Here is a 15,638-nt window from a genome sequence, read left to right on the forward strand (position 1 = left end):
TAAATAACATTATGTTTTTAAATAGTATTGTAATTGTCCTACACTCACGATATAATTACTTTAACACTATGTTGTGTAGTGCAGGTGGTGATTGTTATTTCAAAACAGCAGAAACAAATTCAAACCTTCTACCTCAACAAAACGGGAACAGAAAGGGTTTTGGGAAGTCTGGAAGCAGAAATTATGGAAATAATTTGGCAGGCTTCCGGAAAAGTCACTATTCGCGAAGTTCAGGAAAAAATCCTGACCCAGCGCGAAATATCCTTCAACACCGTCATGACAGTTATGAACCGTCTTGTAAATAAAGGTTTGTTAGAAAAGGAAAAGATAAGCAACTCTTTCCACTACAGGGCTACTATCAGCAAGGCAGATTTTTTGGGCAATGTCTCACGCCGGGTGGCAAGGGGTCTTTTGGAGGATTTCGGTGAAAGCACCATAGCTCATTTTGTGGAGGCTATGGCAGAGGTCAATCCCGATTATCTCAGCAGATTGGAAAGTTTGATCCGGCGGAAGAAGGATAAAAATGAAACTTAATAAATTGACCGCCCCTCACCGACGGTCACAAAATGCCCTTTACGGACTCCTTGCACTGGCTGTTGTGGTTTATGGTGTTTTGGGAGCATATATTTTTTATAAATGGTACGCCATAAATCTCAAGCACGGTTTTTTTGCCTTCTGCCCGCAATTTTTGCAAAATATAAAATGGCAATTGACGACCATGACATTGTTAGCTGTGCTGCTGTTTACAATGGTTTTACGCGGCGGTTCTTACCTCTGGCAGCAGCTTCGTAATAATCAAAAATTGCTTGGCAGGCTGCAGGAATTGAAGATTTCCCTGCCGGCTGAACTTGAAAATTTAACAAGAAAATACGGTTTACAAGGTAAAATTTTTTATACAGTAGATACCGAGCCTTACGCATTCGTCTGCGGCTTGTTAAAGCCACGAATTGTTCTCTCCAGAGGATTATTTAACACTTTGACTACTGAAGAACTGGAAGCAGTCCTTTTGCATGAAAATTACCACCTGATCGAATACGACCCCTTAAAAATTACGCTTGGCGGTGCCATCGCCAGGAGTCTGTTTTTCATACCCCTGGCCGGACAGCTCTACGGGGCATTTAAATGCAACCGGGAACTTGCTGCCGACGCTTCTGCCGTTAGAGTACAGGGCGACAACTTAGGCCTAGCGCTGGCGCTGCAGAAGCTGTTGCAGGCGCAGACGGCCAGCCGTTCAGACCTTGCAGCGAGGGTTGGAATTATCGGGACAGCAGAACTGCGGATTACCCAGTTAATTGAAGGCGAGAAATCAGCTAAAATTACAATCGTCCGGAAAGGACAGGTATTGTTGACCGCCGCTATAATTCTTGTCACTATAATGCTTTTGCTGACCAGGTGTGTCTGAATCAAGGCACGACTGGCAGTATTTTTTCCGGCATTTACACTACGCAATGTAGTGCAAAAATTTCTCAAAATTTGACAAAGTAATTCACGGTAGCACTTTCCGCACACGGTTTCACCAAAGCTCGCCCCAATGTGTATGTACAGTATTACTGTGTCTTAGCTCTTTATAATATATTCTGAAAGATATCTGAAAGAAAGCAAAGGAGTGATCAGGTGGCCTCCGACAATCTCACCGTCTGGCTTGCCTTTGGAGCCGGACTGGCTTCGTTCCTTTCACCGTGCGTTCTGCCGCTGATACCTGCTTATTTCAGTTACCTTGTGGGGTCATCAAGTGCAGAGCTGCACAAAAAAAGAAATAACAGGGAACGCTGGCTGCTTATAACAAGGGCAAGCGGATTTATTCTGGGCTTTACACTGGTATTCGTGGCGCTGGGCTCCACGGCAAGTCTGATAGGCAGTTTCTTTTACAGGTATCAAGATACAATCAGAAAAATTGGCGGAATTCTGGTAATTATTTTCGGCATATACTTAACAGGTCTTATGCCGTTAAGATTTCTTTATCGCGAAAGAAGGGTAAGTTTCCTGCCGAAAACCAAGGGCTTTCTTTCTGCAATATTAATGGGGATGGCCTTTGCAGCCGGCTGGACACCTTGCATAAGTCCGATCCTGGCTTCCATCCTAATTTACGCCGGTACAGTCAAAACAGTGGCAACCGGTGCCTGGCTTCTGGCAGTGTATTCCCTGGGTCTGGGTGTGCCGTTTTTCCTGGCGGCGGTACTTCTGGAATATTTCGCCGGCTTTCACCGGCGCTTCAGCCGCTACTTACCCTGGGTAAGCCGTATTGGCGGAGTACTGCTCGTTGTTCTGGGTATCATGCTCTATTTTGACCGCCTGGCTAGCCTAAGCTTCTAAATTCATCAATCACTTCAAGAAAGGATGACAATTATGAACCGCAAAACAGGATTGTTGCTAGCTGTAATTATTATTCTTGCCGCAACAGTTGTCTTCTGGTATTCTACAGGAATTTCCCCTGTTACCCGGGCAGGGGAAGACACCGGATCCGCTTCCGGAGAAAAAGCCGAGGCAGACAGCATTGATGTTGCCAAAGAGGACAAACCTTTCCAGGCCGACTCCATGTTTCTCGCAGTGGGGGAGCAAGCTCCCGATTTCACCCTCACCACCCTAGACGGGAAAAAAGTTTCTCTCAGTGACTACAGGGGCAAGAAAGTTCTGCTCAACTTCTGGGCCAGCTGGTGTCCTCCCTGCAGGGCAGAAATGCCCGACATCCAGAGTTATCACGAAGCACACTCAGGCGAAGTGGCCGTCCTGGCAGTTAACATTATGTACAGGGAGACTGAAGAGAAAATCCGGGATTTCCTCGAAGAAGGGCATTACACATTCACCGTACTGCTCGATAAAAATTATGATGTTCAAAACACCTACAAAGTAAGGGGGGTTCCTACAAGCTACTTTATAGACAGTAAAGGAATTATTCGCTACTATAAGCTAGGCCCCCTGACAGAAGAGGAGATTAAGCGCTGGATGGAAACAATGGAATAAGTTAGTTAAAAGTCCCCGGCCTCACAGAAGTGCGAGGCCGGGGACTTTTTGCGGATAATATGCTGTACCGAAGTGTCTTCCTCTATTTGAAGTAGTGCTGCAGCAGGTCCTCCAGTGCCTGGGCGTGACGGTCTTCGCCACGGGAGGATTCATCAATAAAGTTATGAGCGTAATCGATCCCCTCTTCCTTGGCCTGAACAGCAACTTTTCTCTTGCCCTTGTTAGCTCCCCTTTTACAGGGGGCCAAAATCACAGTTCTAATTAGCGGTAGTTAATACAAAAGTTGAGGCAGGAACAATGCTATCTGCGGAAACAATATCAGCAGGATTACACACACTATGTAAGCAACCAGAAAGATACTGACCCCTTTAAAAACAGTTTCTACCGGTATTTCAGGAGCTATCCCGTTAACAACGTAGACATTTATCCCCACCGGTGGTGTAATGGCGCCCATGGTAGTGATGATGGTTATTAATACGGTATACCACATGGGATCGTAACCCAGCTCTGTGGCTAACGGAAAAAAGATAGGAATGCTGAGGGTTAGAAAACCCAGGGCATCCATCAGTGCTCCGCCAATTAAATAAATAAGTATTATAATAACGAGAATGAAAATCGGCGGTACAGGTAAACCTGCTGCCCATTCCGCTAAGTAGAAAGGCAGCCTGGTAATGGTCAAAAATCGCCCGAACATTACCGCACCTGCGACCAGCATTATGACCATGGCAGAAGTTCGCAAGGTTTCAACAACAGCCAAAGAAAAGTTCTTCCAGGAAAGTTTCCGCCGTACAAGAGCAATAACTAGCGCACAGAAAGAACCTGCGGCTCCGGCTTCCGTAGGAGTAAACCAGCCGGCATAAAGGCCGCCGATAACCAGACCGAAGAGGACCAATACCTCTATGACACCAGATAAAGAAGTTAACTTTTCTTTAAAACTGCTTCTCGGTCCGGCGGGCCCAAGTTCTGGATTCTTGCGGCAGACCAAAAAAACGGTAAGTAAGAACAAACTCGCCAGTAGAATACCCGGTAAAATACTAGCGATAAAGAGTCTGCCTACCGATTGTTCTGTCTGTAGAGCAATAACGATGAGCACTACACTGGGTGGGATTACCACCCCGAGGGTACCTCCAACGGCCACCGTACCTGCGCTCAGCGCCCGGTCATACCGGTATTTTTTCATTTCGGGGAGAGCTATCGTACCCATGGTAGCGGTGGTGGCTGCATTAGAACCGCAGATAGCTGCAAAACCGGTACTTGCCGCTATAGTAGTCCCAGCTATACCGCCGTTCATATGACCAACCCATTTATAGGCAGCATTATACAGACCTTCCGTCGCTCCGGAACGAAAGACGATTTGACCCATCAGAACAAAAAGAGGAATCACGCTGAGACCGTACGATGAAAACTGCTGCCATAAGTCGGTGCTTAAAATGCTTAAAGCCGCCTGCGGTGACGCCACAATAGAGAGTCCCAGAAAGCCAGCAAAAAGCATGGCAAATCCTATGGGCATGCCCAGGAGCATGAGTAAGAGCATGACTGCTATTCCGATAAGGGCCATAGCGACAGGACTCATTTGTTAATCACTCCTAGCACTGACTTAAGTAAATCAATTAATAAAGCAAAAGCTAAGCAGGCAAGACCCATTGCCACCAGGTAGACCAAGGGGTAATACGGCACCCGTAATGTTTCCGATAGCGAACCAAGTTGCCGCAGGTGAGCGGCATAAAGAAACGTTTGCCAGGCTGCGAGGGCAAATACAGTCGTGCTCAGGAAGTGGATAATAGTGTCGATAAAAGCCTGAATCCGGGGAGGAAACCGAGATACTAATAGGTCTATAGTCACATGAGCCCGTTTAATTTGGGTGTATCCCAGGGAAAAAGCTGTAGTAATGGCGGCCAACCAGCCTATAACCTCCGCCGTAGCTCCGAAAGGCACATAAACCACGCGAAGGACCATGTTGGCAACCGCCAGCAACATCATGGATATTAGGGCGACTCCAGCTATCCAAAACAGCAATTGATTTACTCGTATACTTATTTGCTCCAAATAGCGCAAGACAGTTCTCCTCCCTCCAGGTTATTTGCCACTACTCCGGAGGAGCTTAATATAATAGCAGCAGGGCGTCCTGCCCCTTCCCTAACCTAACAGGCATCGGACGCCCCTCTCTGTCCGGAAGATTTTTGGTTTTATCTTTCACCTACTGATACTCTTTGCTGTATTTGTCCCGGAGCTCATAGAGCCTGTCCATAAACTCACGCGCGGGCAGTCCTTGGGCCTCTAGTTTTTCTACGGCTTCATCCTGCAGTGACGCCAGCTCTGCATCCCATTTAGCTTTTTCCTCCGGCGAAAGCGTCACAATTTGTACTCCCTGTTCCTTTATCGCCCAGTCCACGGCTTCTTTCACGTGCTCATCAAGATATTCCCCGGTCCAGAGGGCCATTTCCCTTCCCAAGTCATCAATAACTTTTTGCACATCTGCGGGCAGGGAATTCCATACATCTTTATTCATCAAAGCAGCAAACGAGATCACAAAGGTAGGATAGTCGGTAACATACTTTACCTTTTCCGCATATTTAAGGTCCTTAAGTACTTCCCGGGAAGAAACATAACCTTCAATTGCTCCCGTTTGTAAGGCTTGGGAAACTTCCGACTGAGGCATACCAACCGGGGCTGCCCCCAAAGCTTCCAGTACCGGTACCCCCGTTCCAGGGGTCCTTAGCTCCATACCTTTAATATCATCCAAGTTTCTTACCGGACTAACCGATTGAATATAGGCCGGCTCAGTAGCGAACACCGTCACTACTTTGAAATCTTTTAGGGATTCAGGCTGGAACTCCTGAACCAGATCCCATAGTACCAGACTGGCCACTTTAGCATTGGGGAAAGAAACAGGTAGATCTACCAGCGACAGTAACGGAAAGCGTCCCGGTTCATAGGAGGGACAGGATAAACCAATATCGGCTACGCCCTGTAATACCCCGTCGTACATGTTCTTGGCCCCGAGGAGCGTTCCACCGGGAAAAGTTTCTACCTTAACCTTACCGTTGGTACGCTTTTCCACCTCTTCAGCCCATTTCTCCATCTGAACAGCAGGAAAGGTTCCGGCGGGTGCAAAGAAAGCATACTTCAAGGATATAGGCTCTACCGTTTCCGCTTCCTTACCTGTTTCAGGTTTAGCAGTCGTCGTTTCCTTTCCGGCGGTACAACCGGATAAAAGAAGACTTGCCATTAACATCCCAGCCATGGCCAACAATAGAACCTTATTTTTCATGATCTAACCCCCGACAAGTTAAAATTATATACCCTCTCGATTATCAAAAACTCTTTTGGTTTTCTTTTCACTCCTCGGCAGGGAACCCATGGGCAACAACTCTACCTCGGCATGGATACCAATCTTCGCCTTAATATTTTTCTGCAACTGTTCCCTTACCGCCGTTAAATCGGATCCTTCTTCACCCTCTGCTTTGATGAGAATTTTATCCTTTCCCTGCTCCCTGAAAAGATGAATCTGATATTCGCTGCCACATCCTTCGGTAATACGCAACACGTGATCTATCTGGCCCGGATAAATATTTACTCCCTTAACTTTAATCATGTCATCGGTACGACCCAGTATCCTGTCTATCATGGGATAAGGATTTCCACAGGAGCAAAATTCAGGAATAATGCGAGTAATATCATGAGTCCGGTACCGTAACAAAGGCATGCCTTCTTTGGTAAGAGTAGTAATTACCAGTTCACCCTGTTCTCCAACAGGTAACTGTTTGCCGGTTACAGGATCAATAATCTCAAAAAGCAGATGATCCGACCAAAAATGCAGGCCGTGGTGCTCACGACAATCGATGGCAATGCCCGGTCCATAAACTTCGGTAAGGCCATAAATGTCAAAACTCTCAATACCCAGGTAATCCTCTATCTTGCGCCGCATTTTCTCGCCCCAACGTTCAGAACCAAAAATGCCAATTCTTAAATGAATTTTATCTTTCAGATTGCGGCGGCGTATTTCTTCAGCCAGCAACAGAGCATAAGAGGAAGTGGCACAAAGTACTGTGGACTTAAGATCCATCATCATTTCCAGCTGTTTTTCGGTGTTACCGGGGCCCGTAGGGATGGCCATGGCCCCCAAGTATTCCACTCCGGCCTGAAACCCTATGCCGGCAGTCCAAAGGCCGTAACCGGGCGTTACCTGTACCCGATCTTTTTTAGTTACACCGGCCAATTCGTAACACCGCGCAAACATCTCTATCCAAGATTCCACGTCACGTTTGGTATACGGTACAATAATAGGTTTGCCGGTAGTTCCAGAAGAGGAATGAATGCGTATCACCTCTTCTTCATCCACCGCCATCAAACCCAAGGGATATTCTTCTCTTAATTCACTTTTGGTGGTAAACGGCACCTTGCTCAGGTCCTCAATGGTGGTAATATCCCCCGGTTCTACCCCGGCTTCCTTTAACTTGCGTCGGTAAAAAGGAGACTTTTTCATTAACCTCTCAATCAGGCCCGGCAAGATGGATTCCTGTTGCCTGAAAACAGCTTCCACACTAGGATATGGCAGCGGAATGCCCATAATATCCCTCCCCCGTTTGTTTGCCCAGGTAGAACGCTTTGACATTAACCTCGTGTAGTTTAGCCGGCAATAGTTCCAAAGCAGTACTCAACAGTCCGTCTCCAGCAAAGGGCAACTTTTGGGCTGCAAGGACACCTAATAGCACCATGTTAACTGCTTTATAATGGCCTGCTTTTAAGGCCAGCGAGTGAGCATCGACAAGAGTTAAATCGTAAGGTTGTTTTTTTAAATATTGCAAAATTTCTTGGTCCGGATATTTGGTTTTCCCCATGGTAACTGAAACAGGAACAACCTTGGCAGAGTTGGCAATAATTTTTCCACCGGCCTTTAATTTTTCCAGTCCTCTTACCGTTTCAGCCAACTCAAAACCCAGTAGAATATCAGCAGCCCCGTTAGGTATTAAAGCCCCAAAGAGGTTTTTCCCGATCCGTACGTGGCTGGTTACCGCCCCTCCTCTTTGCGCCATCCCGTGAATCTCTGAAGTGCGTACTTGCCAGCCGTTTTTCATGGCCGTTTGGGCTATTATCCGGGAGGCCAGGACCACCCCTTGCCCTCCTACACCATTTATCACGATATCAAATCTTATAGTCCCACCTCCTGAACTGTTCATGAAGTTCTAACCCGTCAAGAATGTCTAACCGGCTTGATGGCGCCGGAAGGACAAATTTGACTGCAGACAGAGCACCCGTTACAGTCATCCATAATCTTTACCCCGTCATCTTCCTTGAATAAAGCAGGGCAACCAAAGGTCTTATAGCAAACCCCACAATTGTTGCATTTATCCGTTTCGACTTCATAACGGATAGAAGGACGGACCAAGTGAACACATTCCCGCTTCATAATAACTACTGAAGGGCCGTTGTCTTCCAGAGCTCTTGCCGCAATTTTTTGGGCTTGCTCCAAATCGTAAGGATCCGCTTTATAAACATTTCTCACCCCGCAGGCCTTGACCAGAACTTCTAGATCGATAGCCTCTTCCTTGGTGCCCATAGCCGTCTGCGGCAGGCCCGGGTGGGGTTGGAAGCCGGTCATGGCCGTGGTACGGTTGTCCAAAATTACCACGGTTATATCGGTCTGGTTGTAAACCGCATTAATCAGCCCGGGTATCCCCGTATGAAAAAAGGTGGAATCTCCTATGAAGGCTACCAATTTTCTCTCGGGCTCCACCCTCTTCAAACCCTGGGCCTGGGTTACTCCGGCTCCCATACAAAGGCACGTATCCAGAGCCTCCAGGGGAGGAGCGTTTCCCAGGGTATAGCATCCGATATCCCCTGTAAAAATGGCGTCCATTTTCCTCACTGCTTTTTTAAAAACGTAAAACGAAGCCCGGTGGGGACACCCGGCACACAGGGTAGGTGGCCTTAAGGGTAACTCCGGCGGCGAGACAGGAGAAACCGTTTCCTCAGGTAACCCTAAGAACTTACGAATGATTGCCATAACCTTGTCCGTATCAAGCTCTCCTTCACGAGGAACATCGTTATTATGTTTGCCGCTTATATCCACCCTCAAATTATTCTTCCAGGCCAGTTTTATCACTTCATCTTCCAGCACGGGTTCTTGTTCTTCCACCACCAGTACCGTATCCATTTGCTTCAAAAAGTTAGTCACCATTTTTTCCGGTATCGGATAGGTGCCAATCTTCAGTACGGATAGATTCTCCCCTAAGATCTCCAGGGCTTCCATTACATAATTGTAGCTAACTCCGGTAGTAATGATTCCTTGGTTCCCTCTAATAAGGCTTTCGTTAAAAGGTGAAGTTTCAAACATCTCTGCCGCTTTCAAATATTTAACATTCAACTCTTGGTGCTTAAGGTAAGAAAGTTTGGGCATGATTACCCACTTAGGGTCTTTCTCAAATCTTATTACCTTTTTGGATTTCCTTACTTCCCCCACCTCCACATCCTGGCACACGTGGCAGGTACGGGTGGTAGGACGTAAGATCACTGGTAGACCCAATTTTTCCGAAGTTTCAAAGGCCGCCAGGGTCATATCTTTGGCTTCTTGAGGCGTGCCCGGATTAAAAACCGGCAGTTTGGCGAATTGGCCGAATTTACGCGTATCCTGTTCGGTTTGGGAACTGTGGGGCCCCGGGTCATCAGCTACCACCAGAACCAATCCACCTTTGACTCCTATGTAAGCCAGACTCATTAACGGGTCTGCAGCCACATTTAAACCTACTTGTTTCATGGAGACGATGCTCCTGGCCCCGGCATAGGCGGCCCCTGCCGCCACTTCCAGGGCCACCTTTTCATTCGCAGAGTATTCGGCATAGAAGCCATGTTCTGGGGCCATTTTTGCGAGAGCCATAAATACTTCTGATGAGGGCGTTCCCGGGTAGGCCGTAGCCACATCTATCCCTGCTTCAACCGCACCCCGGGCGATAGCTTCGTTCCCCATCAACAATTGTTTCACTTCCAACCCCCCATTGGGCCAAACTGTTGCGCAATCTGTTAAATTGTCTGTTTTCGGCACCCCAAGCCTACTTTTAATCGGACAATTGTGCCTTGCAAAGGTATACTAAGAAAGCCAGGCATAAGCCTGGCCGGAAAAACATATTCATCTCCTCTCGACCTGACTCATACTCGCCTCAACTCTTCTCCATCTAATCTTATTTTATTAGGTTTTAAAACTTAGCTCGACACCGCTCTAGCTTAAAAAGATTATAACATAAAGAAATATCAATTGTCACTACTAGGAAACTATTTCTTCGTTCCGCTAAGCCGGGTTTTCTCTTTCTCTCACTTTTTGTATCCGCAGAACTTTACCCAGAATGATAGCGAGAATGGCATTGGCTCCACTGAACAGGGCTCCCATCTTGGCCGCACCCTGGATTTCCGGATTAGTAAATGCTGCTCCCGCTACAAACAACGCCACTGTTAATCCTATTGCCGCCACCAGGCCGGCAAGGAAAAGTTCTTTCTGACCCATGCCGTTCGGTAACGGGAAACCTAACAGTTTCGCCAAATTGCCCAACAGATAGATACCTACCGTTTTGCCGACCAGTAGACCGAAAAATACCAACCAGGTTGCAGTTCCTATCTCTGAAAATTCAACCCCCGCATTGGCCAAGCCGAAGAAAAACAACCCGAAATCTACAATAACTTTCCACTCATGCTCAAATTGGGAGAGAGTAGAGTGCTCTTCCAGGTCTTCTTCAAATAAGCGCCCTGTTTCTTTAGCCGGATGAGGTAGGAATGGAACAATAAATACCAAAGCCAACGCCGGATGGAGGTGAGCATTATGCAAGCCAGTCCAGCTTAGAATTCCTCCTCCCAAAATGTACGGCCAATAATTTCTTACTTTCATTTTTCTTAATATAAATGCTAGGGCCATACCGGCAAGAACCAGTAACAACCAGATAGGCTCCGTGGGATGTGTCGGGTCTGGGTAAAAGACAGCAATAATGAACAACCCGATAGCATCATCAGCTATGGCAAGTAACAACAGAAACTTTACTGCCGGGTGAGCCGCACCAAACACAAATCTGGCCACCAACCAGGCTAAAGCAATATCGGTAGCGGTAGGAATTCCCCAGCCTCTGACCAACTCCGGGGAACCAATGAGAGCATTTAGGCTTAAATACACGGCAACCGGCCCTAATACCCCGCCTAAAGTAGCATAGAGGGGATTAATCGCCTTCTTAATCGGATTTAAATCTCCACCAGGTAAAACACTTTGGGTAATTTCAACGCCGGCTATGGCAAAGAAAAATAGCATGAAAATATCATTGACCAGAAAATGAAAATTAGCACCAAAAAACAATTCCTTTTCAATAAATTCATGATAGCTGTGCGGTGAAACATTGGCCCATATTAGCGCCACGACCACTCCGGCAATCAACGGAATTGAAAACTCTTGGAGCAACTGAACTGTTTTACGCACTCTTACATCCCCCTATTTCATACTTTATTAGAAAAATTTTTGCATAAAATTGCTGTTAACTAAAATAGACCAACACTTTTCACTTCTCAAAAAATCACCCCAAGACATATTCTCTAACGACCATTCAAATCCTCCTTTTGACTAAAAATTTATGAATGATCAGCAGGCTAAACAAAATAAGAATAGCTAATCGGTTTTAGCTACTCTCAAAACCTTTTACCCTAACCGGTTATAAAGAACCGATCAACCGTGCCGCACGTGTTCTAAAACTTGCTCGAAAAGGACAGCGACATGCTGGTCGTCAATTGAATAATATACGTTTTTCCCCTCTTTACGATATTTAACTAACCTTGCATTTCTTAAGACACGCAGTTGGTGGGAAACTGCCGAAGGGCTCATTTCCAGCACCGCAGATAAATCACAAACACATAATTCCTTTTGCATTAAGGCCTGTAAAATATTAATCCTGGTTCTATCACCAAGTACCTTAAATGTCTCCGCCATATAGGAAACTTCTTCCTCCGCCAGCAACTTTTCTTTAACCTGCATGACGGCTTCTGCATCAAAGCAGAAAGCCTCACATGTTTCTGTTTTCTTTTCCATGAAACCCCACCCTAAATTAGTTCACCATAATGGATATGTATATTATATCATTTCAACACTTGAACAAAAATACATATGCCTTATTTCTATATTGACATTGAGCTTATACCATCTATAATAAAAATATGAATATATATTCAAATGTTCAAAATTAGGAGGTTTTTATCTTGTCAGAAACCAAAACTATGATAAATCGCATTGCGTCGGGTACAAAGTTGTTCTCGGACAAGCATAATTTGAAAAAGTATATTCTCAAAGGACTTGACTGCGCTACTTGCGCCGAGAAAATTGAACGTTCTCTTAATGAATTTGAGGGAATGGAAAATGTTAAAGTTAATTTTGCCTCAGGTACCATTTTGCTTGATCCTAAACATGTCCACACAGCTCAAAAAATAATTGATTCCATAGAGCCGGGTGTAGTACTGGAAGAACCTTCGGATGCCAAAAAACAAGTTGCTCCAAAAAACGGCGAGAATTTTAAAAAACCTCTTATTATCATGGGGATTTCTTTCTTATTATTGGCAATAGGTATCATATTTGAAGATTTTCTTCACCATACTCCCTATGCCATTGCCGAGTATTTAATTTTTATAACGGCTTATGCGCTGGTTGGCTGGAACGTGGTGGCAAAAGCCATTAAAAATATTTTCAAAGGGAATTTTTTTAATGAAAACTTTTTGATGACTGTTGCTACAGGCGGTGCAATCGTCATTCACCAATTGCCTGAAGCAGTGGGTGTAATGTTGTTTTTCTATATAGGAGAATTCTTCCAAAACTTGGCTATAAATCGCTCACGCCGCTCCATACAGGCCTTGATGGATATTAGGCCTGAATATGCCAATTTAAAAATTAACGGTGATACAAAAAAAGTATCTCCGGAAGCTATAAATGTTGGAGATACTATCGTTGTTAAACCGGGAGAAAAAGTGCCCTTAGACGGGATTGTAGAAGAAGGTTTTTCTTTCCTGGACACCTCCGCTTTGACCGGCGAATCGGTACCCAGAAAGGCCGAGGCGGGAGACGAAGTTCTGGCAGGGATGGTAAATACGAGCGGTCTTTTAACGGTTAGAGTTACCAAGAAATTCGAAGAATCTTCAGCGGCAAAAATACTGGATTTGGTGGAAAATGCCGGAAGCAGAAAAGCACCTACGGAAAAATTTATTACTAAGTTTTCCCGTTATTATACTCCGGCCGTGGTATTTGGAGCGCTGGCCTTGGCCGTAGTTCCTCCGTTGATAATACCGGGTGCAACTTTTTCTGAGTGGGTATACCGCGCATTAATTCTCTTGGTTATTTCCTGCCCATGTGCATTAGTAGTTTCTATTCCTTTAGGTTATTTCGGTGGGATAGGTGGATCTTCAAAAAGCGGAGTGCTGATCAAGGGGGCTAATTACCTAGAAGCTTTGACAAACCTCCATACTGTGGTATTTGATAAAACCGGTACCTTGACCAAAGGAGTATTTCGGGTCACGGACGTAAAGCCCAGTAATGGTTTTACGAAACAAGAGGTGCTTAAATATGCAGCTATTGCAGAAGCCAACTCCAACCATCCCATTGCCAAGTCAATTTTGGAGGCTTATGAAGGCAATATTGACCAGGATAAGATTGAAAAGTATGAGGAAATTTCCGGCCACGGTATCAAGGCAGTGTACGACGGAAAAGAAATTAGCGCAGGTAATGACCGACTGCTTCACCGGGAAAGTATTGTCCACGAAAACTGCGTAGGGGAAGGGACAGTAGTTTATATTGCCGTTGACGGTACTTTTGCCGGTTACATTACCATTGCAGATGAAATCAAGGAAGATGCAGTAAAAGCTTTGACAGAGCTGAAAAAATTAGGTGTTAAGCGTACCCTAATGCTGACCGGCGACGACCACTCCGTAGCCAAAAAGGTGGCATCCAAACTAAGTTTGGATGCATTTTTTGCCAATCTTCTTCCCGAAGATAAAGTATCCAAAGTGGAAGAATTAATGAAAGAACTGCCCGCTAAGGCAAAGCTGGCGTTTGTAGGTGATGGTATCAACGATGCTCCTGTAATCACCCGGGCCGATGTCGGTGTTGCTATGGGCGGCTTGGGTTCCGATGCAGCAATTGAAGCCGCTGATGTTGTTATCATGGACGACGCCCCGTCCAAGCTGGCTACAGCGGTTGGCGTTGCCCGGCATACCAGGAAAATAATCATTCAAAACATTGTTCTAGCGCTCGGGGTTAAAGCTATATTTGTCACCTTAGGTTCTTTCGGTATGGCTACCATGTGGGAAGCCGTTTTTGCCGACGTTGGGGTCGCCCTCCTAGCTATTCTTAACTCTACCCGGGCTTTGAGGTACAAATAGTACCCGATTTTCAATCTTATAGTACTGCCGGCCAAAATGGAAGGGGTTCAACAAGAAAGAAGGTGATTTCTGGGTTTTGCTAAAATTAATTCTTTTCTTGAAGGTTTTCTAGCCCTTGTGCAATTTTTACATTCGGGTGCAACTGCTTATGCGGGAAGCATTATCCGCAACCGCCAGCTTGGCAAATCTGATAATTTCCCGGATACGCGAGTCGGTGATCGTGGAATAAGCAAACTTTCCCTCTTGACGGCTTTTTTCAAGATAGCCACAGGCTCAACCTCATAATTTTATGTCCAAAACCGGTTCGGTAATCCTTAACGCGAGGTATTTAGCGAAAACAAGGCAAAACTAAAACAACCCTCTCCCTTAAAAAGGTAGAGGGTGTCAACGGATATTGGTTTGTGAAAGTTCCACCGGCTCTAAATTTCTTCCCATATTCTCGCCACCAAAGTGCTGTAGGCCATACCAGGGCCGCCATGCATTAGCATAGCTATGCCGCAAACTTCCATAATTTCTTCCAAACTTATCCCCAGTTCTTTTGCTGTTCGGAGGTGCAGAGCAATACAATACTCACATTTTAGGGCCAGGGCCATCCCCAGGGCAATTAGTGTTTTCTGCTTCCGGGAAAGATGCCCTTCCTTAAGAACCGTTGTATGAAACTCCTGAAATTTTCCCACCACTTCGGGCATCTTTTCCTGAAGTAAGCTTTTCCCTTTTTCAAGCCGGGCTAAAATATCTTTCCCTTCCATCATCTATCGGACCTCCCGATAACTTCTTCAAAATCCCAGGGTACATATACGATCTCATTTCCCCTCTTATGAGCTCGGGCCAGCTCGCAATGCCGCAAGATAGCAATTTCCTTGCGTATTTCATTTTCCTTAAGATTAAATTGCTGCATCAACTCCTCTAATGTGGCTCCCCTCCGGGATTTAATAAAGTCATATATGGCTTTTTGTTTCTCCGTCAATCCTTCTGTACCCTGCATCCCTAGGCTTCTTCTGGTGTTGGTGGCAATGCGGACGGCCCATACATCACACGGCTGGGGTCTGTTCTGCCGCTCCATGGCACAATCATCGCACATTTTCCGTCCACTTATTTCGTACAAGTCGTCGCTGTCTACCTCCCGGCCACATTCAGGGCAGATCACAGCCTGCACCCTGTTTCACCTCCCATTCTATTTAAAAAAATTTTTTAAATATTATATCAGGTTCGTTAATAATAGATCAAGATTACGCCCAATGTATATAAACAGCCGTTTTTCGTCTAACAACCCTATTTATTTGTGTTAA

At 45.7% G+C, this 15,638-nt stretch carries 16 protein-coding genes; 5 read left to right on the forward strand and 11 right to left on the reverse strand.

Going from position 1 to position 15,638, the window contains the following annotated elements; all coding sequences use genetic code 11:
* Positions 1 to 84: 84 nt before the first annotated feature.
* From KKC1_RS07520 to KKC1_RS07535, 4 genes are all read left to right on the forward strand, one after another.
* On the forward strand, positions 85 to 534 hold the full coding sequence (locus tag KKC1_RS07520) for a BlaI/MecI/CopY family transcriptional regulator (RefSeq protein WP_202819994.1): 450 nt from the start codon (positions 85 to 87) through the stop codon (positions 532 to 534).
* The gene (locus tag KKC1_RS07525) at positions 524 to 1,402 is read left to right on the forward strand and encodes a M56 family metallopeptidase (protein ID WP_088553854.1); all 879 of its coding nucleotides are present in this window, start codon (positions 524 to 526) and stop codon (positions 1,400 to 1,402) included. Before KKC1_RS07520 ends, KKC1_RS07525 begins: the two co-directional genes overlap by 11 nt.
* A gap of 212 nt (positions 1,403 to 1,614) precedes the next feature.
* The gene (locus KKC1_RS07530) at positions 1,615 to 2,313 is read left to right on the forward strand and encodes a cytochrome c biogenesis CcdA family protein (protein ID WP_192868134.1); all 699 of its coding nucleotides are present in this window, start codon (positions 1,615 to 1,617) and stop codon (positions 2,311 to 2,313) included.
* A gap of 33 nt (positions 2,314 to 2,346) precedes the next feature.
* Entirely contained in the window at positions 2,347 to 2,961 is a 615-nt protein-coding gene (locus KKC1_RS07535) for a TlpA family protein disulfide reductase (RefSeq protein WP_192868135.1), read from the forward strand.
* A gap of 82 nt (positions 2,962 to 3,043) precedes the next feature.
* Here KKC1_RS07535 and KKC1_RS07540 read toward each other — a convergent pair whose 3' ends face one another.
* The 9 genes from KKC1_RS07540 to KKC1_RS07580 form a co-directional block, all read right to left on the reverse strand.
* On the reverse strand, positions 3,044 to 3,208 hold the full coding sequence (locus KKC1_RS07540; RefSeq protein WP_192868136.1) for a ferritin family protein: 165 nt from the start codon (positions 3,206 to 3,208) through the stop codon (positions 3,044 to 3,046).
* Positions 3,209 to 3,232: 24 nt separating this feature from the next.
* Positions 3,233 to 4,534 carry a TRAP transporter large permease gene (locus KKC1_RS07545; protein WP_088553857.1) on the reverse strand — a complete coding sequence of 434 codons (1,302 nt, stop codon included), beginning with the start codon at positions 4,532 to 4,534 and terminating at the stop codon, positions 3,233 to 3,235.
* The gene (locus KKC1_RS07550) at positions 4,531 to 5,016 is read right to left on the reverse strand and encodes a TRAP transporter small permease (RefSeq protein ID WP_088553858.1); all 486 of its coding nucleotides are present in this window, start codon (positions 5,014 to 5,016) and stop codon (positions 4,531 to 4,533) included. The genes KKC1_RS07545 and KKC1_RS07550 overlap by 4 nt, the downstream gene beginning before the upstream one ends.
* Before the next feature lie 142 nt (positions 5,017 to 5,158).
* Complete coding sequence (locus KKC1_RS07555; RefSeq protein ID WP_088553859.1) at positions 5,159 to 6,232, reverse strand: TRAP transporter substrate-binding protein; 1,074 nt, start codon at positions 6,230 to 6,232, stop codon at positions 5,159 to 5,161.
* Positions 6,233 to 6,256: 24 nt separating this feature from the next.
* Positions 6,257 to 7,531, reverse strand: a complete 1,275-nt coding sequence (locus tag KKC1_RS07560) for a phenylacetate--CoA ligase family protein (RefSeq protein WP_202819995.1) — start codon at positions 7,529 to 7,531, stop codon at positions 6,257 to 6,259.
* Positions 7,506 to 8,075 (reverse strand): indolepyruvate oxidoreductase subunit beta, encoded by a 570-nt coding sequence (locus KKC1_RS07565; protein WP_202819996.1) that lies wholly within the window; start codon positions 8,073 to 8,075, stop codon positions 7,506 to 7,508. Before KKC1_RS07565 ends, KKC1_RS07560 begins: the two co-directional genes overlap by 26 nt.
* An 80-nt stretch (positions 8,076 to 8,155) precedes the next feature.
* Positions 8,156 to 9,943, reverse strand: a complete 1,788-nt coding sequence (iorA, locus tag KKC1_RS07570) for an indolepyruvate ferredoxin oxidoreductase subunit alpha (RefSeq protein WP_088553861.1) — start codon at positions 9,941 to 9,943, stop codon at positions 8,156 to 8,158.
* 303 nt (positions 9,944 to 10,246) lie between these two features.
* Positions 10,247 to 11,413: a Na+/H+ antiporter NhaA gene (locus KKC1_RS07575; RefSeq protein WP_088553862.1), complete on the reverse strand. Its 1,167-nt coding sequence runs from the start codon at positions 11,411 to 11,413 to the stop codon at positions 10,247 to 10,249.
* Between the two features lie 243 nt (positions 11,414 to 11,656).
* Positions 11,657 to 12,016, reverse strand: coding sequence for an ArsR/SmtB family transcription factor (locus tag KKC1_RS07580; RefSeq protein WP_088553863.1), 360 nt, complete (start codon positions 12,014 to 12,016; stop codon positions 11,657 to 11,659).
* Between the two features lie 185 nt (positions 12,017 to 12,201).
* Between KKC1_RS07580 and KKC1_RS07585 the strand changes: the two genes are divergently transcribed.
* The gene (locus KKC1_RS07585) at positions 12,202 to 14,349 is read left to right on the forward strand and encodes a heavy metal translocating P-type ATPase (protein WP_088553886.1); all 2,148 of its coding nucleotides are present in this window, start codon (positions 12,202 to 12,204) and stop codon (positions 14,347 to 14,349) included.
* A gap of 419 nt (positions 14,350 to 14,768) precedes the next feature.
* Here the strand turns inward: KKC1_RS07585 and KKC1_RS07590 are convergent, their stop codons facing one another.
* Positions 14,769 to 15,101 carry a carboxymuconolactone decarboxylase family protein gene (locus tag KKC1_RS07590; protein ID WP_202819997.1) on the reverse strand — a complete coding sequence of 111 codons (333 nt, stop codon included), beginning with the start codon at positions 15,099 to 15,101 and terminating at the stop codon, positions 14,769 to 14,771.
* Positions 15,098 to 15,505 carry a hypothetical protein gene (locus KKC1_RS07595; protein ID WP_202819998.1) on the reverse strand — a complete coding sequence of 136 codons (408 nt, stop codon included), beginning with the start codon at positions 15,503 to 15,505 and terminating at the stop codon, positions 15,098 to 15,100. Before KKC1_RS07595 ends, KKC1_RS07590 begins: the two co-directional genes overlap by 4 nt.
* Positions 15,506 to 15,638: the final 133 nt, after the last annotated feature.

It is taken from the genome of Calderihabitans maritimus (assembly GCF_002207765.1).
In the GTDB taxonomy this organism is placed as follows: domain Bacteria; phylum Bacillota; class KKC1; order Calderihabitantales; family Calderihabitantaceae; genus Calderihabitans; species Calderihabitans maritimus.

Coding starts and splice junctions, on each gene's coding strand:
- KKC1_RS07525 (WP_088553854.1), top strand. CDS start 524: ATGAAACTTAATAAATTGACCGCCCCTCACCGACGGTCACAAAATGCC.
- KKC1_RS07535 (WP_192868135.1), top strand. CDS start 2,347: ATGAACCGCAAAACAGGATTGTTGCTAGCTGTAATTATTATTCTTGCC.
- KKC1_RS07545 (WP_088553857.1), bottom strand. CDS start 4,534: ATGAGTCCTGTCGCTATGGCCCTTATCGGAATAGCAGTCATGCTCTTA.
- KKC1_RS07555 (WP_088553859.1), bottom strand. CDS start 6,232: ATGAAAAATAAGGTTCTATTGTTGGCCATGGCTGGGATGTTAATGGCA.
- KKC1_RS07560 (WP_202819995.1), bottom strand. CDS start 7,531: ATGGGCATTCCGCTGCCATATCCTAGTGTGGAAGCTGTTTTCAGGCAA.
- KKC1_RS07580 (WP_088553863.1), bottom strand. CDS start 12,016: ATGGAAAAGAAAACAGAAACATGTGAGGCTTTCTGCTTTGATGCAGAA.
- KKC1_RS07585 (WP_088553886.1), top strand. CDS start 12,202: ATGATAAATCGCATTGCGTCGGGTACAAAGTTGTTCTCGGACAAGCAT.
- KKC1_RS07590 (WP_202819997.1), bottom strand. CDS start 15,101: ATGATGGAAGGGAAAGATATTTTAGCCCGGCTTGAAAAAGGGAAAAGC.